Source organism: Clostridium taeniosporum (genome assembly GCF_001735765.2).
GTDB classification, from domain to species: Bacteria; Bacillota; Clostridia; order Clostridiales; family Clostridiaceae; genus Clostridium; species Clostridium taeniosporum.
The window spans coordinates 1,362,109-1,388,011 of sequence record NZ_CP017253.2; the positions used below are offsets into that span (position 1 = coordinate 1,362,109).

The window sequence follows — 25,903 nt, forward strand, 5'->3', positions numbered from 1 at the left end:
TAAATCTAGCATGTTTGAGGTTTATATGCTACTTTTTTATATAATTTTTCTTTTGGTAAAATATGAATTATAAACCAATGGTAAATTTTCTTAAATCAATGCACAAGTCAAGTAACTAATTTAATTTTTGGTGGAATCCTTATAGCTATTTTTATAGGATTTTATCTATTTAGGGCATTGAAGCCTATGAATAAGATTAAGAATGCAGCACTAAGTATTTCAAAAGGCAATTTGAATGTTTCTTTAAATGTAAAGTCAGAAGATGAAATAGGTAAAATTTCTAAGGCTATGAATGAAATGGGAGAAAACTTAAACAATATAGTTAATAATATAAATAATAATTCTACAGAGGTATTTATATATTCTAATGATTTAAAAGAACAGTCAGAACAATTTACATCTTCAGCAAGGCAAGTAGTTTTAAGAACAGGAGAAATATCTGAGTTTTCAGAGATTCAGTATGATAAGATTCAATTAATTGTTGATAAGGCAAAGAATATTAATTCAGAAGTGGAAAGTATTATTAATAAACTTGAAAAAGTTGCATTAGAAATTCAATCATCACATAGTTATGCACAAAAGGGTGAGAATATAATAAAAGATTCTACAGATAAAATTATAACTGCTAATGATAGTATGGAGATATCTAAAGATAAAATTTTAGATCTTGGTAAGAAAATAAATGAAATTACAAATTTTGTTGAAGTAATAACTAATATTTCTGACCAAACTAATTTACTAGCATTAAATGCATCCATAGAATCAGCTAGGGCAGGAGAAGCAGGAAAAGGCTTTAGTGTAGTTGCAGAAGAGGTTGGAAAATTAGCAGATGAATCATCAAAAGCAACTAAAGAAATAACTTCTATTCTTAAAGCTATTGATTCAAGTTCTAAAGAGGTTTTCACATCAATTGACAAGACTTATAATGAACTAAAAGAAGGGGCAGTAACTTCAAAAGATGCACAAAAATATTTTGATAATATACTAACTTCAAGTAGTAAGATAAAAAATAATACATCAGAAGTATTAAGAAGTATAGATAATTATTCAAAGGAAACAGAAGAAATTTTAGTTGCAGTTAAAGAGGCAGATGAAAGTATTGAAAAGTTATCTAAAAACTGTGAAAATATTTCAAAAATATCAGAAGATCAATTTGTATCCTCTGAAAAAATATTAAGATATGCTTCAGAATTAAAAGGTGTATCAGAGAAACTTGAAGATTCTATTAAGGTTTTTAATACTCATAATTAGAAATTAAATTTTAAGTTAAAATTGATATTTAAGGCAATAGCTGATTTTGTTTTTACACAAAATCAGCTATTGCCCTTTAAATTCTTCATTTAAATTCATCCCTATGGTTATAATACTATTTGAAGGTTAAATAACAATTAAGTTTAGATTAAATATGATTAAATTTTATTGAAGGTGATAAAAATGATAAGAAAAATTGGTTATGCTTGTATAAATAATAATTTAAAGCCAAGAAATTTTAAACAATGTAGGCTTAATTCTGTATATAAATATGGAATAGATTATTTAAAGGATAAAATAATTAATAACTTAAATCTGACTAAAGATATATTAAATTGGAATATTAATAATGGCATATTTATGTATAGAGCCACTAGTAATTTATTACCTTTAGTAGACCATAAATATATATTAAAGGATTTTCAGTGGAGATGGCAACAGGATAAAGAGCTATTAAGTATAATGGATGAAATAAAGAATATTGTACAAAAAAATAATATTAGACTTTCAATGCATCCAGATCAATTTACAGTTTTAAATAGTATAAAAAGTAATGTTGTAGAAAATAGTATAAATTATTTAAATCATCATTATGAAATATTAAGTCTTCTTGGTGGAAATGATATTATTATTCATACAGGTGGAGTTTATGGAGATAAAATTAGTGCAATTGAGAGGTTTATAGAAGTGTATAAGAATTTAACAAAAGGTGTTAAAGAAATGTTAAGACTAGAAAATGATGACGTTTCGTTTAATATAGATGATGTCTTATATATTAGTGAAAAAACATCAATACCTATAGTTTTTGATATTCATCATAATCGTTGTAATAATCAAAGGGAGATAACAAATAATGATATAAATCTTATAAAAGATACATGGAAGAATACAGGGCTTATTCCTAAGATGCATATTAGCAGTGGAAAAACAGGAGTTTATGATAAAAGTCATAGTGATTATATATTAAAAGATGATATTATATCATTTACTTCACTAATTGAGGATATTGAGATTGATTTAATGGTAGAGGCTAAGGAAAAAGATAATGCTGTTTTAAGATTAATTAGCTTTTTAAAGGAAGAGAATATTAATTAAAACAGTAGTTTAGAAAATAAAGAAATAATAAAAAGTAATGGTTTAATAAAAATGAGATATTAAGCTATTACTTTTTTTTTTGATTTTTTATGACATAAAAAGATTGATTCTAATATATCACAATGATATATTATATATCATAATGATATATAATAGAGGTGAAGTTAAATTGGCAAAAGTAAATAAAACTAGATATGCTCTTTTAGGAGTATTAAATTTAATGTCAGGTTCAGGTTATGATATAAAAAAGTTTTGTGATTCTTCCATAGGTCATTTTTGGAATGAAAATTATGGACATATATATCCTGTACTAAAAAAAATGGAAGAAGAATTTTTAATAACAAAAAAAGTTAAAAAAACAGAAGGAAGACCATCAAAGAATATATATTCTATTACTGAAAAAGGGAAAGAAGAATTAGAAAAATGGATTACTCGTCCGGTAGAACAACAGCCTATTAGATCAGAACTGTTATTAAAAATATTTTTATCAAAAGATATATCTGTAAAAAATGTTATTGAAAAAATTCAAAAGTTAAAGAAAGATTCAGAAGAAAATCTCAAGAAATATTTAAAAGTTGAGAATTTACTTAAAGAAAAAAATAATATGGATAAAAAGAATTTAATATTATGGCTTAGTACCATTAATTTTGGAAAACATGATGATGAAGCAAAAATAAAGTGGTGTGAAGAAACATTAAAGGCTTTAGAAGAAATAAAAGATTTATAAAATATTAAAATTGATAATAAAAAGGAGATATTTGAAATGAAGGTTTTAGCTATAAATGGAAGTCCAAGAGGAAAAAAGGGAAATACACAGGTGCTTTTAAAGCCTTTTCTTAATGGATGTGAAGAAGCAGGTGCAGAAACAGAAATAGTATATCTTAAAGATAAGAATATAAAACATTGTAGTGGTTGTTTTACTTGTTGGACAAATACTCCAGGAAAGTGTATTCACAAAGATGATATGGAAGAATTACTTAACAAGATACAAAAAGCAGATATAATAGTTTATGCTACTCCTCTATATTATTATACTGTTACTGGGATGATGAAAGATTTTATGGATAGGATGCTTCCATTAAATAATAAAGAAATAGTTAAAATTGATAACAGATACTCTCATAATATAAGATTTAAAAGAGAAATTCCTGTTAAAACTGTATTAATTTCAAATTCAGGATTTCCTGGCAGTTATAACTTTTCAGGATTATTAGAAACTTTTAAAGTTCTAACAAAAGGAAATTTAGCAGGTGCTATTTTGTGTGCACAAGGTGGAATTCTTAATAGTGTTAATACTAATAATACATTAAGAAAAATGTATAGTCCATTTTTGGCTGCATTAAAAAGTGCTGGAAAAGAAGTAATAAATCAAGGATGTATAAAATCAGAAACTCAAGCTATACTCGATAAAAATATTATAGATTCTGATGCCTATGTAAAAGCTGCAAATGAAAGTACAAAATACTAGGAGGAAAATCAATGGAAGAATCAAATAAAAATTATTCAGTATTAAAAAATATATTCAATAAAGATTTCGTTGTAAGTGCAATTATTCCTATTATAATCTTTTCAATTTTTAATAAATTACAAATGACTTTTTATGGAATAATATTATCTGGAGTGTGGAGTATAGGAATAGTTATAATTAATTTTATTAAAGAACATAAAATTAATGCGCTTGCATCCATGAGTGCTATTTTCTCCGGAATTGGACTTATAGGTACAATTATTTCTAAAAATCCAACTTTTTATTTAATATCTCCTATAATACAAGATATCTTATATGCTTTAATTTTTTTCAGTTCATTATTATTTGAAAGATCATTAATTCAAGTAATAGTAGAACAAAGTTATTTAAAAAATGTTTCCCAGGAAGTTAAGAAAAAACCAAAATATAAATTAGTTTGGAGAATACTTACTGTAGCTTGGGGAATTTTAAATGTAAGCCAAGCAGTTTTAAGAACAATACTATTATATTCTGTATCTATGAGTTCATATTATGCAATAAGTACTTTATATAGTAATATTTCTTCACCATTACTTTTAGCGTTTTCTATTTTGTTTCCTAAATGGTATTGGAAAAATAGATCTATAGATTAAAAGAATATGATTTTATATTTTAGAAATATTATAAAAGTTCTAATTACTATAAAAATAGTGATTAGAACTTTTACTATTTTTAGAAATGTTGTTCACCTTTTTCAACTATAAAATGTTATATATATGGTGCCATTAAAAGAATATGAAAAAAGTTGATTAAATATCAATGATAAAATAAATAATAATATAAAAACTATTTATATATTTTATGCTATAATTTTTAGTGGCAATATTTTGTAGTATTAAATAAACTAAAGAGTAAATTAAGAAAGGGGATATAAATTAAAATATGACCAAAATTGAAAAAAACAATATAAGAAGAAATAACTGGATAATTCTTGCTATAGTAGTTATGTCACCATTTATGGCATGCCTTGATAGTAGCATAATAAATGTAGCATTACCTGTTATGGCAAAGGATCTTTCAACATCTATGGCTGGTATACAACAAATAGTTACAACATATCTTATAGTAATTTCTGCAACTATACTTGTATTTGGAAGATTAGGAGATATAAAAGGAAAAACAAGTGTGTTTAAATATGGATTTATAATATTTGTTTTAGGTTCTTTATTATGTGGGATATCAACTACACTTAATTTTTTAACATTTTCAAGAATTGTTCAAGGTATTGGTGCAGCTATGACTATGTCAACAAGTCAAGGAATTATAACACATACATTTCCAAAGAATGAGAGAGGAAGAGCCCTTGGAATTTCTGGAACTTTTGTAGCACTTGGAACTTTACTTGGACCACCATTAGGTGGCTTAATAATATCATTAGTAAGTTGGGAATACATATTTTTAATAAATGTTCCAATAGGAACATTAGCTTTTATAGCTGCTATAAAGTATTTGCCTAAAGATAAAATAACTAGTAAGCAAACCTTAGATTATAAAGGAGCTATACTTTTCTTAATATGTATAGTTTCATTATTTTTAGGATTACTTAAGGGACAAAAGATAGGATATAACAATATAATAATAATTTTATCATTTATAATAGCTCTTATTAGTTTTGCTATATTTATTATATTAGAATTAAAAATAGAAAATCCACTTGTAGATTTATCTATTTTTAAAAATAGAGTTTTTTCTATTAATGTATTTTGTGCTTTTTTATCTTTTGTAGGAATTAGCTGCATAAACATAATACAACCTTTTTATCTTCAAGATGTGTTAGAATTATCTCCAGGTACAACAGGATTTATTATGATGGGTTATCCTATAGTTTTAACTGTTGTAGCTCCGCTAAGTGGATATTTAGCAGACAAAATAGGAAGTAAGATACTTACTTTAACAGGTCTTTTTGTAAGTGCAATAGGTTTAATTACTATGACAACTTTAAATGAAAAATCATCATTTTTAATAATAATAATTTCGTTATCTATAGTAGCTTTAGGAAATGGAATTTTCCAATCTCCTAATAATACTTTAGTTATGTCTTCAGTTGAAAAAAGTAAACTAGGTATAGCTGGAGGATTAAATGCTCTTATCAGAAATTTAGGTTTTGTTTTTGGGGTTTCATTTTCAACTACTATATTGTATAGCAGAATTAGTTATAAAATAGGTTATAGAGTGCTTGGATATGTTGAAGGTAGAGGAGACGTATTTATATATGGTATGAGATGGGTATATTTTCTTGCAGCAATAGGATGTATTATTGGATTTATCGTATCTTTAATTGATAAATTGCAAATAAGAAATATTCAAAAAAGTAATGAATCTAAAATTACTGAACAGTCTATATAAATATTATTCAAAGATTATGCGCAAATGTTTATTAATTAAATGTGATTATTATATAATCCTAACAATAGTGAATGAATGATATGTAACTAAATTTTGAATTTGTTAAGAAGCATAACTTAATGTACATATTAAAAATAGTATTGATATTGTAGTATATAGTTTATTGAAAGAGGAATTTTGCTTTAATAAAGCAAAGCTAATATAAATTTACATTATACTACAATATCAATTTTTATTTAAAGTATACTTTTAAATTTAAAACAGCAAAATTTTATTAGATATGTCTATTTATTTTTTATGTATGTTAAAATAAGACTACTTTTATATGAAGATATCGGAAATTATTTTTTCATAAACGCCATTTGTCCATCCAAATCCATCCTGTAATTTATATCGTCCAGATGTTTCTATATTTAAATCAACTACATTATATTTTTCATATAACTTACCATGCTTTATAAACATTTCTGTACAAAGATGAATCCAACGTAGAGCAATTTCAATACTCTCTTTTTCAAAACCATAATTTTTTAAACCTTTAATAACAATCCATTGTAGAGGTGCCCAACCATTTGGATAATCCCATTGATGCCCAGATTTTGTGAGTGAAGTTACCATTCCACCTTTATGAAGAAATAATGGAATAGATTTTGCTATTCTATTGCTTTGATAAGAAGACGCAATTCCAGCCCATAATGGATAAAATGTTGCAAGTGAATAGTAAAGGTTTTGTTTATTGTCTATATAGTTAAAATCAAAATATACTCCATAATCATTATTCCATAAATATTTGTCCATTAGTTTTTTTCTTTTTAAAGCTTTTTGTTTCCAGTTGATTGCATCACTATTTAAATTTAAAACTTTTGAAAATTCATATAAATCTACTTCATATTTATATAATAAAGAATTTAAATCAACAGGAATAAAATCTTTACATTTGTTATTAAATCTAGCTGTATAATCCCAGCCAGATTCAGCTTCAGTTCTTTCATTTAAAAACTCATCAGGAATATTAATGTCATTATAATGTAAGTAAGCTTCATTATTAATTTTAAGCATTTTCTCTAAATCATCACAATATTTATTAAGCCCAATATCTTCATTATAATGTGTTTTAGGATTCATCCATACTTGTTTATATTCTATTTTAGTTATTTCATATGCTTTCTTTAACCATGTTTTATCGTTATTCCATACTTCTTCAATCATTGATGTTAAAAATGGAGGTTGTGAACGACTTAAATGTGCAATTTCAGAACTGTTTGGAATAATTCCAAAAGTTTTCATCTCATATAAAAAATTTTCAACGATTCCTTTAATAAATGCATTTGACTTAGAATTTTTTAAACCTAATATAATAAAATAAGAATCCCAATAAAATAATTGATTAAAAACACCACCAGGAACTACATAATAATTTGGTAGATAAAATAATTGATTTTGTGTATATTTAGGACTCTTTTTTATGAGTACATCCCAATAATTATGTATGTATTCTAAAGTAAATCTAATATTTTTATTTTCATTTACAGACAAATATAACATAGAATACAAATCCTTTCTAGTAGTAAATACTTATTTAAAAATTAATTATTAATATATATTTATATGTGAATAAATTAACGCATATGAGGAATGAGCAAAGTTGAATTTTAGGAGTTTTTTTAAAATCATGTATTGACTATAACGTTCCGTGATAGTTTATTATAAAGATGTAGAAACAAGTACTAAATAATAAGGGGATGATTTTATTTCTTATAAAGTAAAAGATATCGCTAATATGGTAGGAGTAAGCGTACGAACACTTCACTATTATGACCAAATTGGATTATTAAAACCAGATACTATAACTATTACAGGGTATAGACTTTATACAGAAAAAGATCTTGAAAAGTTGCAACAAATTCTTTTTTTTAAAGAACTTGATTTTAGTTTAAAACAGATAAAAAATATTATAGAAAACCCGGGATTTGATAGAATGCATGCATTAAATAATCATAAAAAATTATTATTGCAGAAAAAAGAGAGACTTGAAAAAATAATAGATACAGTTGAAAAGACTATAAATTCAATTGATGGAGGAAAAGAAATGAATAAAAAAGAAATGTTTAATGGATTTGATATATCTGAAATAGAAAATTATAAGAGTAAATATGCAAAAGAAGTTAAGGAAAAGTATGGTAATTCAGAGGTATATAAGGAAAGTGAAAGAAAAACATCAAAATATACAAAAGAAGATTGGAACAATATTATGGCATCTGGAAATTTAATATTTGAAAAGTTATCAAAATTAATGGATAAGTCAAAAGAATCTGCAGAAGTTCAAGATGTAATTGAAGAATGGAGAAGATATATTACTAATAATTTTTATAATTGTACACCAGAAATATTTAGAAGTTTAGGACAAATATATATTTATGATGAAAGATTTACAGACTTTATTAACAAAACTAAACCAGGATTAGCTAAATTTTTTAGTGAAGCAATAAAAGTCTATTGTGATAATATATAAATTTATGGTGTAAATAAAAAACCATGTATTATAGAGATATAAATCTTATTAAATACATGGCTTTTTATTAAATATTTATTTTTTAAAATTATGTGTTAATAGAATGTTTCGCCACAGTTTGTTATAAATCTTCATAATTATATATATTATTACAATATTATTTCATGTTAATAATTATATACATTTTTTCAATATTTTTCTGTTTTTTACTTTTTATTATGGATATTTTGTGATTTGTAACAAAAAAGTGGTTGTTAAATATATGTTTTTTGTATTTAGTCAAGAAAAAAGTAAATAATAAAAAATTCTACATAATATTACATTTTTTATCATTTACTTCCAACTGATATTGAGGTATTATAAGTAACGACTTAAAAATATTGGGGGGAATTACAATGAAAAGAAATAGAATATTGTGTTGTATCACATCAGCTTTAATAGCTTGTAATATGTTTATTTTAACACAATCTACTCCTGCAAATGCCAGTTGTGTTAATAAAGCAACTACTACTGCAGCTGTAAGTTATACATTTAATGAAGATAATTTAAAAAAATCAAATTTAGATACTGAAGTATCTTTTTCACCATTTGATAATCAGGTAGAAAAAGTACTTAAAGTTTTAGATGAAGCACAAGATGAGGTGGTTATTGCACATTACAATATACGTTTACAACCAATATTATCTAAACTTGTTGAATTATCAAAAAGAGGAGTAACTGTTAAGGTTGTAGTAGACAAGGATAATGCGGCTAAAGAATGGAATAAAGGTGATGATTATTTAGAAGAAAATGGTATAGAAGTTGTAAAGTCTAAGCCAGAAAAGACAATAGGAACTACAAATTATTCAATAATGCATTTAAAATCAGTTGTAATAGATAAAAAAACTGTTATGACTGGATCATTTAACTGGAATGCTACAGCTGCATATTGTAATGATGAAAATATGATTCTTATAAGAAATAAACAAGTAGCTAGAATTTATAGAAATCAAATTCTTCAACTATTTGAAAAAAAACCCTTTGAAATAGAAAAAGATCAAGATAGTGAGATATTATCTATTCATTTCTCACCTGAACAAAGTTTATCAAGATATATTGAAAAAGAAATAAAAAAAGCAGACAAATCTATTGAAGTTTCAATGTTTACATTTACTAATAGATATATAAGTAGGAGCCTATTAAATGCAGCTAAAAGAGGTGTTAAAGTAAAAGTAATAATGGAAAAGAAACAATGTGGATTTTCTAAAGTAGATGAAGCTTTAGAAAATCAACCGAATATAGAATTGTATAAAGTGGGTAACAAACTATCACAATTTTCTGCTATGCATCAAAAATATTGTGTAATTGATGATAAAACAGTTATAACAGGTTCTGCTAATTGGACAGCATCTGGTACAAAATTTAATGACGAAGATATTTTAATTTTAAGAAACAGAAATGTTGCAAAAAAATATCATCAAAATTTTTTAGATTTAATAAATGTTTATGAAGGTATATCAACCACTTTTGAAGGTGAAGAAATTCGTAAAAAAGCACCTATATTATTTCATGTAAATTGTTCATCAACTAAATCAGGAGACAAGGTTATTGTTGTTGGAAATACTCCTGAATTAGGAGAATGGAATATAGAAAAAGGGTTAGAAATGTCAACATCTGATGATTTATTTCCAGATTGGTTTGTTAAAGCTGGTGTTAAACAAGGTAGCAAAATAGAATATAAATATGTAATATTAAGGGCAAATGGTAGTGCAGAATGGGAAAACGGACAAAATCGTACTATAGATATTTCAGATATATCAAGAGCTTCTGAGGTTAGTGGTGTATATGGAGATACCTCTAATAACTGGATACCAGCACAAAAGTAAAATTATACATGATAACTTTAAAATAAATATTATAAAAAACATAGAGAAATATTAGGAGGAAAATTAAATTGAGTAACTTTAAGAAGATTAAAGTCTTAGCTTTAATACTAATTTTCACAACAGTTATTAATTCTAATGTAGTATATGCAAACACAACTAATACTACTGAAATAAAGCAAGAAAATATTATAGATAAAGTAGAGGTAAATGAAAAAAATATAGAAGATAAAGCTCAAAATAATCAAGGAGAGCATAAAAATTCTATTGCACTTACAAATAATAATTTAAATAAAGATAAAGTGACTGTAACTAAAAAAATTAAGATAAATAAAGACAGCCCTATGGTTACAGATAAAAGTGTTAAAGAAAGTGGAGAAAATACTAAAGAGAAACATGATAATGCAGAAATAAAAAAAGAAGACTTTGCAACACCAATAGATTATGGTTTTTGGTTTGATGAAGATAATAAGAATAAAGATATAATTAGAGCTTATGTAGATTTAGGGGTAAACAACTATGAGTATCATAAAAAAATCACTCTTAACATGCATATAGAAAGAGAAAATGGTGCTATTGAACATTATTTATATCATTTGAAATATAAGGGTAATATGGAAGATGATCGAGAAAAATGGGGAACTGATACAATAAATATCGATACTAATACTAGTTGGAATGGTAAAATAAAAAATGTGTATATTACATACAATATTTTGAAAGATATAAATAATGATGGAAAAAGAGAATTGTGTTCATCAAAAAATAAATATCTTATTGCAACTTTAAAGGATTTAGATAAAACAAAATTAAAAAGTAATATTGGAATTCCTAAAGTTGCAAAAGATAATGATTATATAAATTCTAATGAAGTGGTAGATACATCTTTAGCAGAAACTATGTCTCAAAAATTTAAAGATTCAATACCAAAAACAGATGTATATTTTGCACCTTATGGTAATCCAGAATGTAGAGTTATTAAAGAAATTGAGAAAGTAATAAAAAATAAACAAAAAGATCCAAATGGGTATCATTATATTCATGCTTCTTATTATGATATAAATGATTATAGAATTGTTGATAAATTAATAGAAGCTCATAATAAAGGTGTAGAAGTTATGATATTAAGTGATTCTAGTCATATGTATACATCAAAAACTTGGGAAACTGAATATAAAAAGATGCAACAAGCAGGAATTAAGGTTTTAGGAATATGTAGAAAAGAATTTTTAGCTTCAAATCATACTAAAATTGCAATATATGATGGTAATGTTGTATCAACTGGTTCTTATAATTGGGAGTATACAGCAGCTGAACAAAATTGTGAAAATATATGTTTTTTCACTTCAAAAGAATTAGCTTCTGTTTATGAGCAAATTTTTCAAAGTGTTGCAGGATTAGGGGAGATTACTTATAAGAATAGTCCATCAAGTAAAATTAACGTATACTATTCTCAGTATCATAATATTCCTAAAGCTATTTATGATGAAATTGAAAATGCAAAAGATGAAGTAGTTATATCAATGTTTACATTACGTCATTTGAATTTTAATGATAATGGTGTAAAAAAAGATATGCTTGATGCATTAATAAGGGCTGAAAAAAGAGGAGTAAAAGTACGTTTAGTTCTAGAAAGTAATATTGCAGATGAAGGGGAATATTATGGCAAAACAACTCCCAATGAATTAACAGATGAGTGGCTTTCAGAAAATGGAATAGATGTGGTTAAGGTTCATACTAATTATCATGGTAATAAATATTCTACTATGCATCATAAATTTGCTGTAATAGATAGAAAAATTGTACTTACAGGTTCTGCAAATTGGTTCTCAGCTACAATAGTTTCAGATGATGATCTTATTGTTATAAGAGATAAAAATATTGCGAAACAATATTTCGGTGAATTTGTTAATTTAAGAAGTCATTATGACCCTAAATTTGATGCAAAAGAATTTCCACAAACTAAATTAAGTTTTTCTGTATTTAACAATAATACAAAGTTTGGTGAAAAATTATATGTAGTAGGTAATATTCCTCAATTAGGAAATTGGGATATAAACAACGCACTCGAATTAAACGGTGAAAATTGGCCAAATTGGAAATCAACAAACAGTATAACTCTTCCTTCTGGAATGAATTTTGAATACAAATATGTTATTAAAACATCAACTGGTTTGGTTTATGAATCAGGTGAAAATAGGCAACATATTGTGGATCCTATTGATTCAGAGGATAATGTACAAGAAAGTTTTAATAAAAAATAAGTTTTTAATAGAAAATATCTAATTTAGGTTATAATTTAAGTAAATATATTAAAAGTACCATATAGGACAGGATTATGTATAATTTTTATCCTATATGGTACTTTTATAAATATAGTTTTTTATTGTCATGCCAGATTTTTCTCACATACGTTGGAAAAATTAGATGAGTAAAAAAATTAACGGCTCCACAGTGGCTTTGGCGATTTTTTTATTATATAGGAAATTATATCATTGGAAGGTCTATGGATATCTTATAAAATACTGTATTTTAAAAATATTATTAGTATCCTAAAGAATAAAAAATAATCATATGTCGCACCGTTATTCCTACACTATGTCTTGAAAGGGCACATGGCTAAAAAATAAACTCTCTAAAGTGGCTTAACGATTTTTTTATATTTAGTAAACTTGATACTTAATAGAAAGCATTAGTTTTCAATTAAATCAGTATTAATATTTTTTACCCAAACGTTCATATCTTCAAAGTTACCGCATATATTACAATTATTTATTAATTTTCCTCTAAATTTGTAATTATGTTTACTTAAAACAAAATTAATACCTGGATTTATTGCTCTAGCTAAACTATATAAAGCTATAAATCCTTTATCTTTAAGATCTAATTCCAATAAATAAACAATATCAGATAATAGCCCTTTACCTCTATATTCAGGATCAGTAGCACAATCAGTAATTTCAGCATTTAAGTTTTCCTTATCCATATCTGCTGAAGCTATAGCAATTATTTTATCATTATCTGTTGCAACTTTATATAAAACTTTTTTATTCATGGTTTGCCTTAAAAATTCTTCATCATAAACTGGAGATGGATAAGTTGAAAATACATTAGAAAATAGTTTTATCATTTCCTCTATATCATTTTCATTTGCATTTCTTATATGGTATGCAGTATTATTGCTATTATACTTATACGTATTTTTTAAATCTAAGCATTTATCTAATATTAAGTTTTTCTTATCAATATTATTATAAAATCTTCTGTTATTATTTACAAAATATGATATTAAAAATGCATCTTTTCCTTTAAAATAACCTTCAATTTTACCTTCTAAGTCAAAGCCAGCTTGAAAAAAAGTTTTTAAGCATTCAACATTACTATTACAAAGGATTTTGCTTAGATTTTCTTTTAAAGAAAAATGTATTATTTTTTTTATATTTTCAATTGAGATATTATTTAAGTCAATTATTTTCACACGTTTATTAATATAATCCACATATATTTTAGTATCGTTTATATTAGTATAATAGTTAGTATTATTTAATTTATAGTTTGCACTCATTAAATTAGTCCCTCCTTTTCATTCTAATATTACTTTGTGGAATTAGACAAACTCTCTCATCCTTAAAAAGTTGTTCTAATCCTTTAGAATCATCTTTTTTAAACTTATCACATATTCCACAATGATGGCATTCATGGGTTTTATCAGATGGTTCATTATAAGTACATAATACACCTTCATAATTTCTAAGTATTAATTTTTCAGGTGATTGTGATACTAAGTATTGAGGATTAATAGGTATTTTACCACCACCGCCTGGAGCATCAATTACAAAAGTTGGTACTGCAAAGCCAGAAGTATGTCCACGTAAAAGTTCTATAATTTCTATACCTGTTGAAACCGGAGTTCTAAAATGTTCAATTCCTTGAGATAAATCACATTGATATATATAATAAGGTCTTACTCTATTCATTACTAACTTATGAACTAAGCTTTTCATAATATAGGGACAGTCATTTATATTTTTTAGCAGAACAGATTGATTTCCTAGAGGAATTCCAGAATCAGCAAGCATTTTGCAAGCTAAAATAGACTCTTCAGTTATTTCATTTGGATGATTGAAATGTGTATTAATCCATATAGGATGATATTTTTTTAAAATATTACAAAGGTTAGTAGTTATTCTTTGTGGCATAACAACAGGTACTCTTGTCCCTATTCTTATAACTTCAACATGTTTTATTTCTTTTAATTCTTTTAAAATAAATTCAAGCTTTTCATCTGATACGCAAAGTGCATCTCCACCAGATATTAATACATCTCGTACTTCTTTATGGTCTTTTATATATTCGATGGCTTTTAAGATATCATTAGTTGATAGAGAACTATCTTCATGTCCAGCAAATCGTCTTCTTGTACAATGCCTGCAATACATAGAACATTGTTCAGTAATTAGAAGAAGAACTCTATCTGGATATCTATGGGTTAATCCGGGAACAGGAGAGTCAGCACTTTCATGTAAAGGATCAGTACTATCATATTCAGATATCTTTGTTTCATCCATAGTAGGAATGGCTTGTCTTCTAATTGGACAACTGTAATCATTAGGGTTAATTAATGTTGCATAATATGGAGTAATTGCCATTTTGAGTTTTTTAAGACTGGCTTTTATTCCATCTTTTTCTTCAGGAGTAAGATTTACAACTTGCTCTAATTCATCTATTGTGGTGATTCTATTAGAAATTTGCCATTTCCAATCATTCCATTGATCTTCTGTAACATTTTTCCATAAAGATATGTCATTATAGTTTCTTTTCAATTTAAACACTCCTTTAAAATTTAACAATACATAGATAATATTTTATATAATGATATTCAGAATAAGTAAATTTTTACTTATAAGAAAGGGATATAAGTATTTTATATTTTTAGAGAAGTTTTTTTATTAGAGTAATTCTATGAGAAATTTAAAATAATTTTATAATGCATTTATGCGTGCTGACATATATAAATCTTTTATAATTTTTCATAAACATAATAAATTAATCATTTCACAAAAATAATTTTTCTTTTTATGAAATTTATTATATGAATTGATATGAGTAAAAAATTTTCAAGAAAAGATTAATTAACTAATTAATTATATTTGTGTAGTAAAATACTTAATTGAATTATGGATTAAAAGGTAATAAGCTGCAAAGAAGTCTCTACAGCTTATTAAGCATAACTATTTATAGGAACACTAAAAAAAGTATATAGTAGTATACCTAAAAACTTCTCTTCAACGCTTACGAGATTAGCTGACGGATTCGGGTTGAAGAAATTAACCCTACGTATCATAATGATAAGATTCACCCCTAAAAATCGGTTCTCCCGCTCAATTTGATTCAGCGTTATTAATATTTTATTATTCTTTCTGATTCATACTATCTATAATAACCTTATCATTTTAAGATATTAATGTCAAATAAATACAGTTGCAATATATATATATATATATAAATATATATATTGATTTTTAAATAATTTTATTTTAATAGGAATAATTATATATAAAGAGATATTAAAATATGTAAAATAAAAACTTTCTACAGAATATGCAAATTTAAACTGTAGAAAGTTTTATTCTATAGAATAAAGTTTAATAAATAAAAATATACAATTAAATTATTTATATAAATTAAATATCAAAACTTTATTTTGTAAATATAATATTTAAAATAGAGTGGATTTTTAATTTATTTATAATTTTTGTATATTTATTGCCATTGGGCCTTTTTCAGCATCTTGTATATCAAAAGTTACACTTTCACCTTCATGTAACTCTCTTTCTGAACCATTTTCTTTAATTTGTGAGGAATGTGCAAAAACATCATTTCCACCATCACATGAAATAAAGCCATATCCTTTTTCTTTATTAAACCATTTAACTATTCCTGTTGTTTTAGACATAAATTTTCGCTCCTTATATTAATTTTCAATAATAGTATTTGCTTAAAATTAAATTTTATTATTTTCTTTATAAAAAATTATGTTTATTGTGTAAAATAATAAGAACTTGTTTTATATATTTATGTACTATATAAGAGATGATATGTTTTAATTAAGGCACATTCCAATAAATAACTAGTCAGTATGCTAGTTTATTTTGTGAACTATTTCTTCTTTGGAATCTACTAATAGTACAACTATTAGCAGAATCCAGATCATTGTATTTTACAAAATATTCGAGGTATTTTTGATTTGTTATTTATTTTTATATACCCAAATTAAATTTAAATATTTATGTATTAAGTAAAAATATATGGTGAAATTTCCTGAAAAATTAAAAACAATAAAGGAGGGATAACAATATGAATTTAATAAAGAATAAGGATTTTTGTTTAATTATTGTAGGGAATTTTGTATCATTATTAGGTACGCAGATGTTAGAAATAGCATTATCTTTATATATACTTAAGACAACAGGATCTGCAACAAAATTTGCATCTGTTTTGTCTATTGCATTAATTCCAATGTTATTGTTAGGACCAATTGGAGGTGTTTTTGTAGATTGGTTTAATAGGAAAAAGATAATTGTTTTATTGGATTTTCTAAGTGGAATCTCAATATTATATTATGCATTTGAATTTTGGATAAATAAAGGTTTAACAATAAATCAAATATATTTATTAACTATAATTCTTTCAACAATATCCGCAATTTTTAATCCGGCTATGAATACAGTTATTCCATCAGTAGTTAAAAAGGAACAACTCTTAGATGCTAATGGCATACATTCAGTTTCAAAAAATACAGCAAATTTTTTAGGACCAATGATTGCAGGAACATTATTTGGTTTTTGTGGATTATTGCCTATACTAATATTAGATTCTGCTAGTTTTTTCATATCTTCTTTTAGTGAGATGTTTATAAGTATTCCTCTTAATGTGAATTCTGAGAACATTGGAGTTAATAGGTTTATTAAAGATTTTAAAGAGGGATTAGCATTTATAAAAAATAAGAAAATACTAATGAATATAATTATAATGGGACTTATAATCAATTTTGCTTGTTCACCTATATTTTCAGTTGGGTTTAATTATATATCCAAAATAGATTTAGGGGTAAGTGATTATGAATTTGGAGTTTTAAATTCAATAATAATGATGGCAGCTTTTTTTGCACCAATTTTATGTAAGATTGTTTCAAAAAAATTTAAATTAGGGAAAATATTATTTTTAGATATATTTATTGTATCATTAATGTATTTTGTAGTAGCCTTTATTTGCAGTAAAAGGTATTTAGGATTATTTAGTACAAATTCTATTCCATATATAAGTTTAGTAGTGGTAGGATTTATATTAATACTAGTAGTTTCTACGGGAAATTTAGCTTTAAATGTTATTATACAAAAAGAAACACCAATATTATATTTAGGACGTATTAACTCTGTTTTAAACACAAGCTTAATGGCTGCAATACCAATTGGACAAATGATATTTGGTGTTTTATTTGATAAATATCCAAGTTCTATATGTGTTATTATTTCGGCTGTTATATTATTTATAACTGTGAATTTATTTAAACGCTCATTATTTGAGGATGAGAGTTAGTTATTTTAAATTAGCCTATAAGTAATAAGTGTAAATGCAAAATAATGTATTAATGTACAAATAAATTCTTAATTGTTAAAATAAATTCTTAATTGTTAAAATAAAAGCATTCAGATTTCATATCTTCAACGGCTTAATGATATGAAATATGAATGCTTAAAATTGCTTTACCATACGGTAAAAAATCAAACAATTATAATTAAATACATGTAGTATAATATAATTTTAGGAATTTTTCAAGATGATTTTAATTTATTAATAAGATTTACATATATGAATTCATAGTAATAAAAATTTTTTAATTATTATGAATTAAAAGAAGATGATTTTTCACAAGACTAAATAAATCTTGTGAAAAATCATAAATTTTAATAATATATCTCTAGATATTAAATGAAAAGCCAGCAAAATTAGTAATTAGAAAATTTGTACAAAATTTTATTTGTAAGTTGTACGGGGAGAAGGTTCATTATTGCCATAAGGACTATCTTCGTGACTTTTATCATTCACGTTTTTAGCATATTCAGTTGATGCAGGATCAGAATTAGTAATGTTATTATTTGAGTAAAGATTTTTCTTTTTCATAAATATCCTCCTTATATAATATTTTTATAGAAAAATGTTACGATATTAGTTTATCCATTTATAAGAAAAATTATATATTTAGTATTTTAATTTATATAATTAAAGAATTATTTAATATCTATTTAACAAATATATTTAGGATACAAATAATAATATTAGAATATGATTTTTATAATTTATGTAACATATGTTACTTAAATTATATAATCATTCATATATAATTACTTACAGAAAGAGAATTGTACCAAATATTAGTTTGGTTAAAATGAATAAATATTAAGATAATATATATTAATAAATTTAATAAAAAGGAGATAAGTTATGATAAATAAAGATATGACAGTAGGAGAAATAATAAGAATTAAGGAAGATGCAGCAGAGATTTTAATGGGTTTTGGAATGGGATGTATCGGATGTCCATCAGCTCAATCCGAAAGTCTTGAAGATGCAGCAAATGTACATGGATTAAATTTAGAAGATTTATTGAAGGCGCTTAACTAATTTAAATTAGACAACAAGGAGAGGATGTATATGGATTACGGAAATCTTCAAAAAATAAGAGATGGAAAAAGAACATATAGTATAACTCCACATATACCAGGTGGATTTGTAACTATAGAAACAATGCAAAAAATAATAGATGTAGCAAAAAAATATAAAGGCGTATTAAAAATTACGTCAGGTCAAAGAATATTAATAACTAATTTAGAAAAAGAGGATTTGCCTAAAATATGGGAAGAACTTGGTATGGAACCTGCCGTAAAAAGTGCTAATTCTGTTAAAAATGTAGAGATGTGTCCAGCAGGATTTTGTAAAAGACAAAAATATAATACTATTGGGATAGGAATGAAGCTTTCTAAGAAATATACTTGGATGGAAATGCCATGTAGGACTAAAATTGGAGTTGCAGGATGTAGAAATGCTTGTGGAAGTGTGTATAGCAAAGATGTTGGAATAATTGCAGACAAAACAGGGCTTATAGTATGTGCAGGAGGTTCAGCTGGATATAATCCAAGACTTGCAGATATTATTGTTAAAGATGTAAATGAAGAGGAAGCATTAAAAATAGTGGATAATATATTTGATTATTATAAAGAGAATGCTGAAGCAGGAGAAAAATTAGGATTTTTTATAGATAGAATAGGTTTAGAAGAATTTAAAAAAGAAGTTCTTATTTAAGATTTAATCTATAAAATGTATCTAAAGTTCAGCTTATTAGTTAAAAAATGTATATGCAATTATGTTAACTAATTTTTTTAAATATCACTAAAATTCTATTATGGTATATATAATTTATCCTTTATAATATATTAAACTTATTCAATATATTATAAAGGATTTTTATTGTAATAAAAATTCTAATAAGTATAGATATATTATTTTTCAGGTTATAGAATAATTTATTTTGCTGTTTTAAATTAAGCTTACCAGTCTGATTTTTAAAAATGTTGTTGGTAATATTTTTTAATGCTAAAAATTACAACAAATAAAAAATGCTCAATAGTAAATGATAATGTATAGTGGGTTTTATATTAAAGAATGATTTATTAAGGAGTGAAATAGAGTGAAAAATAATTGGAAGTATCTGAAGTATTTTTTGTTAATTATAATAAATATACTTCTTGTTATTTCTATATTTGAACAAAATTTTAGAAGTATTTCAACAGGAGCTAATTTAGATATTACAAATGTTAATGCAAATGAGGAAAGTGGTAAGAATGACAAGAAAATAATATATCTTACTTTTGATGATGGTCCAAGTGATAAAGTGACAGAAAAGGTTTTGGATGTTTTAAAAGAAAAAGATGTTAAAGCAACTTTCTTTTTAATTGGAAGTCAAATTGAAGGAAAAGAAGATATTGTAAAAAGAATTAACGATGAAGGGCATGGCATAGGACTTCATACATATACTCATAAATATAAGTGTATTTATTGTAATGAAGATAATTTTATAAAAGAAATGATTGAGTGTCGAGATGAAATAAATAAGGCTATAGGGATTTCGCCTAATATAATTAGATTTCCAGGAGGAAGTTACAAACATTTAAGTAAAAGTTATTTAAAAAGATTACACGATAACGATTTTAAAATATATGATTGGAATTTAGATAATCAAGATGGTTTAAATCCTAAAGCGCCACCCTATAAATTATACAAAAAAGCTACAAATAATAACAAGAATTTACCACAAATAATATTACTTATGCATTGCACTGATATGCATAAAAATACATGTAAAGCTTTACCGGAGATAATAGATTTTTATAAATCACAGGGATATGAATTTAAAATAATTGAAGAGGATACTCCAGAAATGTATTTTAAAATAAGAAAGAATTATTAATGAAAATACCGTACTAAAAATTAAGTGTACGGTATTTTTGTTTTTATTGTATGTAGAATTAGGGAATTTCTAAACTTTTAACTAAAAAATGGGACGTAGATATCTTGTTTTATAATAAAATAATAATTTTACAGATATATATATAAATATTATTTTACAAAATAAGATATAAAATAATTTCTAATATGATAACAAATTTTTATAAATATTATAAAAAATATATTGATGTTAAAAAATAATAAGAAAATAATATAAAGATGTCGAATCAGAAGCACGACAATCAAATATAAAGAAAGATATTATTTTAGGTGGTGTTTTATAATGTTGAAAAATTTCAAATGATTATTTAGAAAAAACCATAAAGGTAAAAATATCTAAAGGGGTGGAAAAATGAAGCATAAGAAAGGAAATTTCTGGAGCATGAAGAATAAGTTAATTTCTAGTTTAATGAGTATATGTTTGATACCACTTATTATATTTAGTTTGATAACTTATTTTAAGTCAGCAGGAATAGTTGAAAAAAATTTCAAAAGGTCAAGTCAGGAAATTTTGAATCAGGTAAGTAGTAGATTAGATAATTATTTTATTGCTATTAAAAATCCTATAAATTTATTGAGTGAAAATTCTAATTTTAAAGATATATATAAAGATATTAATAATGAGACAGTAGTTAGATCGCAACTTCAGAAACTAGAAAGTTTAGATAAAGATATATTAGGAGTATATTTTGGAACTGAATCAGGTAAATTTATTAATTATCCTGAACAAGCTATGAGTAGTGATTATAATCATAAAATAAGACCTTGGTATAAATCAGCAGTAGATAAAAAAGGTGAAGTCATTATAACAGACGTTTATATAGATGCAACTACAGGAAAACTAGTGGTAACCTTAGCTAAGGCAGTGGAAAATGAAGGGAATGTAATAGGGGTTATAGGAGCGGATTTATCTTTAGATGGTTTAACTGAAAGTATATCTTCAACAGTAATTGGACAAACTGGATACATATATATCGCTACTAAAGAAGGAAATATGGTAATTCATAAAAATAAAGATTATATAAATACAGACATAATAACTAAACAAAGTTATTGGGATGAAGCAAAAAACAAAAGTGAAGGTATAGTTAAATATACATTTGAAGGTCAGGATAAGTTAGCAGTATATAAAGATAATGATATAACTGGATGGAAAATATTTTCTGGATTAAATGCAACAGAAATAACAAAAGATACAAATGCTATAATAAAAGTAATGGGATTAATTATGTTAATAGTTTTAGTTATATCAATAGCAGTAGCACTTTTTATTAGTAAAGGAATACTTAAAAATTTAAATAAATTAAAAGAAGGTTTTTCAAAAGCTGCAAAGGGAGATCTTAGCACTGATATAGAAATTAACTCAAAAGATGAATTTGAAGAAATTGGTGAATATTTTAATTATATGATAAATAACATTTCAAATCTTATTAGTAATGTTAAAAAATCTTCTAATATAGCATTACAAACTTCAAGCCAATTAGCATCTATGTCAGAAGAAACTAGTGCATCTTTAGGTGAGGCTTCAAATGCAGTTAACGAAATAGCACAAGGTGGCACAAGACAAGCACAAAATGCTTTAAATTGTGTAGATAATATGGAAGATTTATCTAATAGGTTAAATAATGTTTCCAATTCAACTATGGAACTTTCAAATACATCTGATAGTACTAAAAATTTAAGTGTTGATGGAATTGATATGGTCAAAACTCTTATAGAAAAGTCTATGAGAAGTAAAGAGGCATCTATTCAAGTAGGGGAAATTGTTATAGATGTTAATGAGAATATGGAAAAGATAAATAAAATATCTGAAACAATCGCAAGTATAACAGAACAAACTAACCTATTATCTTTAAATGCTTCTATAGAGGCTGCAAGAGCAGGGGAAGCAGGAAAAGGATTTGCAATCGTTGCTGAAGAAATTAGAAAATTAGCTGATGAATCAAGTAAATCAACAGAGGAAATAAAAAAGATAATAGGAGAAATAAAAGATAAATCTAATATAGCAGTTAATGCTATTGAGGATACGAAAGATATTGTTGAGGAACAAGAAGTAGCAGTTTCTAAGACAGAAAAAATATTTAATAGTATAACAAATCAAGTAATGAATTTAATAGAAAAAATTAAAGAAATAGAAGAAGATACAATAGATATAAGTGGAAGAAAAGATGCTGTATTAACTGAGATTGAAGAAATATCAAGTATATCTGAAGAAACAGCATCTGCTAGTGAAGAAGTTTCAGCAGCTACACAAGAAATAACAGGTTCTATGGCTGAATTTACTAAATGTGCAGATGAACTTCAAAATACAGTTGAGGAATTAGAAACTGAAATAGGAAAATTTAAAATTAAACAACAGTAGTATATTAAAACAATACCTAAGTTAATAATAAAAGATCGTGATAAAATGATTGAATTTTAATCTGGGAATGATCTTTTTGATTAAAACAACAGGACAGTATATAGATTTACTTTAAAAATCTATGTACTGTCCATTTTTTCTAATTAAAAATATAAATTATATTTTAAATTTATTTACATTCTTAATCATTTCATCACTCATATTATTTAATAATTCTATAGAATTTGATAATTCGTTAGTTGAATTATTCATTTCTTCAGTTGATGATGCTATTTCTTCCGATGATGCAGAAACTTCTTCAGCAACTGAAGATGATGTTTCTATTTTAACTAAAATATTCTCCTTATTTACATTTAAATCATTAACAGAATTATTAGCTAATTGAATTTTAGGTTCTATATCATCAACAGCAGTTGTAATTGTTTCAAAAGATTTCATTGCCGTATATATATTATTTTCTTGAACTTTAAGCTCATTTTTCATAGTATCAGTAGTATTTACCATAAGATTTGTATCTACAGAAATTTCTGATATTAATTTAGAAATACTTAATGAAGATTCTTTACTTTGTTCAGCAAGTTTTCTTATTTCATCTGCTACAACAGAAAAACCTCTGCCAGACTCACCAGCTCTTGCTGCTTCAATAGCTGCATTTAATGCTAGAAGATTAGTTTGTTCAGATATACTATTTATTAAATTAGTTATCTCATTTATTTTTGTAACATTAGAACCAACACTTTGTATTTTTATAATTAGGTCATTAAATGCATTATTAACATTTTTTACAGATTGAATAACAGTTTCCATATCTGTATTGCTAGAATAAGCTTTTGATTTTATATTGCTTGCATGTGAGCCTATATTATTTATTATTTTAACCATCTCATCCAATTTAGAACTAAAGTTTTGTAATATAGCAGTAATATCAACTAAATCTTGAGCTTGATCTACAGTTCCCTTAGCAACATCATTAGTAGCTACTGAAATATTTTTACTTGAAGTAGACATTTCATTAGATAGTGATAATAAAGTATTACTTTGAGTATCTATACTAGAAGAACTTGACTTTATATTATAAATCATGCTAATCATAGAAGTTTTCATAGTATCTATAGCTTTTGCCATTTCTCCTATTTCATCAGTTCTATATAAAAGTTTTTTAGAAATATCTAATGTTAAATCACCTTCAGATACAGATTTTAATTGTTTCATAGATAGTTTTATAGGTTTTGTAATTGAAGATGATATAAGTAGTACTATAAAGCTACTTAATAAAATAAATATAACTAATGTTATTCCAATAACTAATTTTAAAACATTTAGTTGATTTAAAATCTCATCTTTTTCAACTACTATAGCTATAGACCAACCTGTACTTTTAACAGGAGAATAGCTAATATATTTATTTTTACCTTTATAAGAATATTCTCCAGAGCCGATTTTACCTTCAACCATTTTTTTCTCTATTTTAACTATAGATTCTAATGAAGGATCAGTCTTTATATTTTCAAAATCATTATCTTTATTAAATACTAAATCTTTATTGTTATGTGCAATTACAGTTCCTTCTTTATTAAGCATATAGGAGTTACCTGTTTTTCCAAATTTAATATCATCAGTATAACTGCTTAATTCATTACCATCTCTAATAGCAGTTAAAACTCCAACGGTAGAATCATTATTTTTTATAGGAACACTATACACAACTATTAAACTATTATCAGCTTTACTTACTATAGGATCAGACACAGAACTAATGCCTTGCATTGCCTTTTTAAAGTAGTCTCTATCAGATATATTTAAAGCCTCATTGTTAGTATTTAATCCATTACCATTAATATCGACAATAAACATTCTTAAATATTCATTTTTTTTCGAAACTTCTGAAAGTAAATTTAACTTGTCTTCCATTGATATAGATTGATTTTTAATTTTTTCATTATTAGATAAATTCTCTAAAACTTTAATATGTGTATTAATTTCATTTTCTATAGAAATGCTTGCTTGTTTAGAAATCTCAGGTAAGATAGTATTAACAGTTGAAATTACAGATTTCTTTGATATGTACATAGAAATTAAGGCTAAACATGTACAAGTAATTACAATTAGTGAGATAAAACATAGTAATAATTCATGTTTTATACTCTTAAACTTTAGTTTCTTCATATAAAAATTTCCTCCTAATGTAGTTATTAAATAAAATAGTACATTTATCTATCGTAACATTTAATAAGACTCTTAATTAAAATATGAAAAAAGTTTAAATATATATTTAGTAAAATAATTTTAGTATACTACATATTTAAGTTTGTATTTAGAAAAAATATAGCAAAAATAATTAAAGAACATGCTTAAAATAATTAAATAAGCATGTTCTTTCTATTTGGGAATTGTTTTATATA

The 25,903-nt window shown here is 24.9% G+C and carries 20 protein-coding genes and 1 riboswitch; of the genes, 14 read left to right on the top strand and 6 right to left on the bottom strand.

Translation table 11 applies throughout. From position 1 onward, the window contains the following. Window positions 1-177: 177 nt before the first annotated feature. The 6 genes from BGI42_RS06390 to BGI42_RS06415 all read left to right on the top strand — a co-directional run bounded on the left by BGI42_RS06390 (window position 178) and on the right by BGI42_RS06415 (window position 6,199). Entirely contained in the window at window positions 178-1,251 is a 1,074-nt protein-coding gene (locus tag BGI42_RS06390; protein WP_084023849.1) for a methyl-accepting chemotaxis protein, read from the top strand. A 183-nt stretch (window positions 1,252-1,434) separates the two neighbouring features. Further along, window positions 1,435-2,346 (top strand): UV DNA damage repair endonuclease UvsE, encoded by a 912-nt coding sequence (gene uvsE, locus BGI42_RS06395; protein ID WP_069679530.1) that lies wholly within the window; start codon window positions 1,435-1,437, stop codon window positions 2,344-2,346. A 169-nt stretch (window positions 2,347-2,515) separates the two neighbouring features. Further along, window positions 2,516-3,073: a PadR family transcriptional regulator gene (locus BGI42_RS06400; RefSeq protein WP_069679531.1), complete on the top strand. Its 558-nt coding sequence runs from the start codon at window positions 2,516-2,518 to the stop codon at window positions 3,071-3,073. Window positions 3,074-3,109: 36 nt separating this feature from the next. Further along, on the top strand, window positions 3,110-3,814 hold the full coding sequence (locus tag BGI42_RS06405) for a flavodoxin family protein (protein WP_069679532.1): 705 nt from the start codon (window positions 3,110-3,112) through the stop codon (window positions 3,812-3,814). 11 nt (window positions 3,815-3,825) lie between these two features. Then, the gene (locus BGI42_RS06410; RefSeq protein WP_069679533.1) at window positions 3,826-4,446 is read left to right on the top strand and encodes a VC0807 family protein; all 621 of its coding nucleotides are present in this window, start codon (window positions 3,826-3,828) and stop codon (window positions 4,444-4,446) included. A gap of 289 nt (window positions 4,447-4,735) precedes the next feature. Beyond that, window positions 4,736-6,199 carry an MFS transporter gene (locus BGI42_RS06415; protein ID WP_069679534.1) on the top strand — a complete coding sequence of 488 codons (1,464 nt, stop codon included), beginning with the start codon at window positions 4,736-4,738 and terminating at the stop codon, window positions 6,197-6,199. A 321-nt stretch (window positions 6,200-6,520) separates the two neighbouring features. Here the strand turns inward: BGI42_RS06415 and BGI42_RS06420 are convergent, their stop codons facing one another. Further along, on the bottom strand, window positions 6,521-7,744 hold the full coding sequence (locus tag BGI42_RS06420) for a trehalase family glycosidase (protein WP_069679535.1): 1,224 nt from the start codon (window positions 7,742-7,744) through the stop codon (window positions 6,521-6,523). 205 nt (window positions 7,745-7,949) lie between these two features. Between BGI42_RS06420 and BGI42_RS06425 the strand changes: the two genes are divergently transcribed. The 3 genes from BGI42_RS06425 (at window position 7,950) to BGI42_RS06435 (ending at window position 12,837) form a co-directional block, all read left to right on the top strand. Further along, window positions 7,950-8,711, top strand: coding sequence for a MerR family transcriptional regulator (locus BGI42_RS06425; protein ID WP_069679536.1), 762 nt, complete (start codon window positions 7,950-7,952; stop codon window positions 8,709-8,711). A 395-nt stretch (window positions 8,712-9,106) separates the two neighbouring features. Continuing rightward, the gene (locus BGI42_RS06430) at window positions 9,107-10,576 is read left to right on the top strand and encodes a phospholipase D-like domain-containing protein (protein WP_069679537.1); all 1,470 of its coding nucleotides are present in this window, start codon (window positions 9,107-9,109) and stop codon (window positions 10,574-10,576) included. A gap of 68 nt (window positions 10,577-10,644) precedes the next feature. Next, complete coding sequence (locus tag BGI42_RS06435) at window positions 10,645-12,837, top strand: phospholipase D-like domain-containing protein (protein WP_069679538.1); 2,193 nt, start codon at window positions 10,645-10,647, stop codon at window positions 12,835-12,837. Between the two features lie 428 nt (window positions 12,838-13,265). Here BGI42_RS06435 and ablB read toward each other — a convergent pair whose 3' ends face one another. The 3 genes from ablB to BGI42_RS06450 all read right to left on the bottom strand — a co-directional run bounded on the left by ablB (window position 13,266) and on the right by BGI42_RS06450 (window position 16,529). Continuing rightward, the gene (gene ablB / locus BGI42_RS06440; RefSeq protein ID WP_069679539.1) at window positions 13,266-14,138 is read right to left on the bottom strand and encodes a putative beta-lysine N-acetyltransferase; all 873 of its coding nucleotides are present in this window, start codon (window positions 14,136-14,138) and stop codon (window positions 13,266-13,268) included. Window positions 14,139-14,142: 4 nt separating this feature from the next. Further along, window positions 14,143-15,396: a lysine 2,3-aminomutase gene (kamA, locus tag BGI42_RS06445; RefSeq protein ID WP_069679540.1), complete on the bottom strand. Its 1,254-nt coding sequence runs from the start codon at window positions 15,394-15,396 to the stop codon at window positions 14,143-14,145. Window positions 15,397-15,847: 451 nt separating this feature from the next. Continuing rightward, a riboswitch (cyclic di-AMP (ydaO/yuaA leader) is annotated at window positions 15,848-15,980 on the bottom strand. A gap of 339 nt (window positions 15,981-16,319) precedes the next feature. Beyond that, window positions 16,320-16,529 (bottom strand): cold-shock protein, encoded by a 210-nt coding sequence (locus BGI42_RS06450; protein ID WP_069679541.1) that lies wholly within the window; start codon window positions 16,527-16,529, stop codon window positions 16,320-16,322. A gap of 401 nt (window positions 16,530-16,930) precedes the next feature. Between BGI42_RS06450 and BGI42_RS06455 the strand changes: the two genes are divergently transcribed. Next, entirely contained in the window at window positions 16,931-18,172 is a 1,242-nt protein-coding gene (locus BGI42_RS06455; RefSeq protein WP_069679542.1) for an MFS transporter, read from the top strand. Window positions 18,173-18,610: 438 nt separating this feature from the next. On the opposite strand, the gene BGI42_RS16190 is transcribed toward BGI42_RS06455, so the two are convergent. Further along, a complete protein-coding gene (locus BGI42_RS16190) occupies window positions 18,611-18,757 on the bottom strand; it encodes a hypothetical protein (protein ID WP_192875391.1) in 147 nt (48 codons plus the stop codon). Between the two features lie 321 nt (window positions 18,758-19,078). Here BGI42_RS16190 and BGI42_RS06460 point away from each other — a divergent pair, with 321 nt between their 5' ends. The 4 genes from BGI42_RS06460 (at window position 19,079) to BGI42_RS06475 (ending at window position 23,501) form a co-directional block, all read left to right on the top strand. Then, window positions 19,079-19,258, top strand: a complete 180-nt coding sequence (locus BGI42_RS06460) for a DUF1858 domain-containing protein (protein WP_069679543.1) — start codon at window positions 19,079-19,081, stop codon at window positions 19,256-19,258. Window positions 19,259-19,288: 30 nt separating this feature from the next. Further along, entirely contained in the window at window positions 19,289-19,936 is a 648-nt protein-coding gene (locus tag BGI42_RS06465; RefSeq protein WP_069679544.1) for a nitrite/sulfite reductase domain-containing protein, read from the top strand. 385 nt (window positions 19,937-20,321) lie between these two features. Continuing rightward, window positions 20,322-21,101 carry a polysaccharide deacetylase family protein gene (locus BGI42_RS06470; protein ID WP_069679545.1) on the top strand — a complete coding sequence of 260 codons (780 nt, stop codon included), beginning with the start codon at window positions 20,322-20,324 and terminating at the stop codon, window positions 21,099-21,101. 390 nt (window positions 21,102-21,491) lie between these two features. Continuing rightward, window positions 21,492-23,501, top strand: coding sequence for a methyl-accepting chemotaxis protein (locus BGI42_RS06475; RefSeq protein ID WP_069679546.1), 2,010 nt, complete (start codon window positions 21,492-21,494; stop codon window positions 23,499-23,501). A gap of 156 nt (window positions 23,502-23,657) precedes the next feature. Here the strand turns inward: BGI42_RS06475 and BGI42_RS06480 are convergent, their stop codons facing one another. Next, window positions 23,658-25,667 (bottom strand): methyl-accepting chemotaxis protein, encoded by a 2,010-nt coding sequence (locus BGI42_RS06480; RefSeq protein ID WP_069679547.1) that lies wholly within the window; start codon window positions 25,665-25,667, stop codon window positions 23,658-23,660. Window positions 25,668-25,903: the final 236 nt, after the last annotated feature.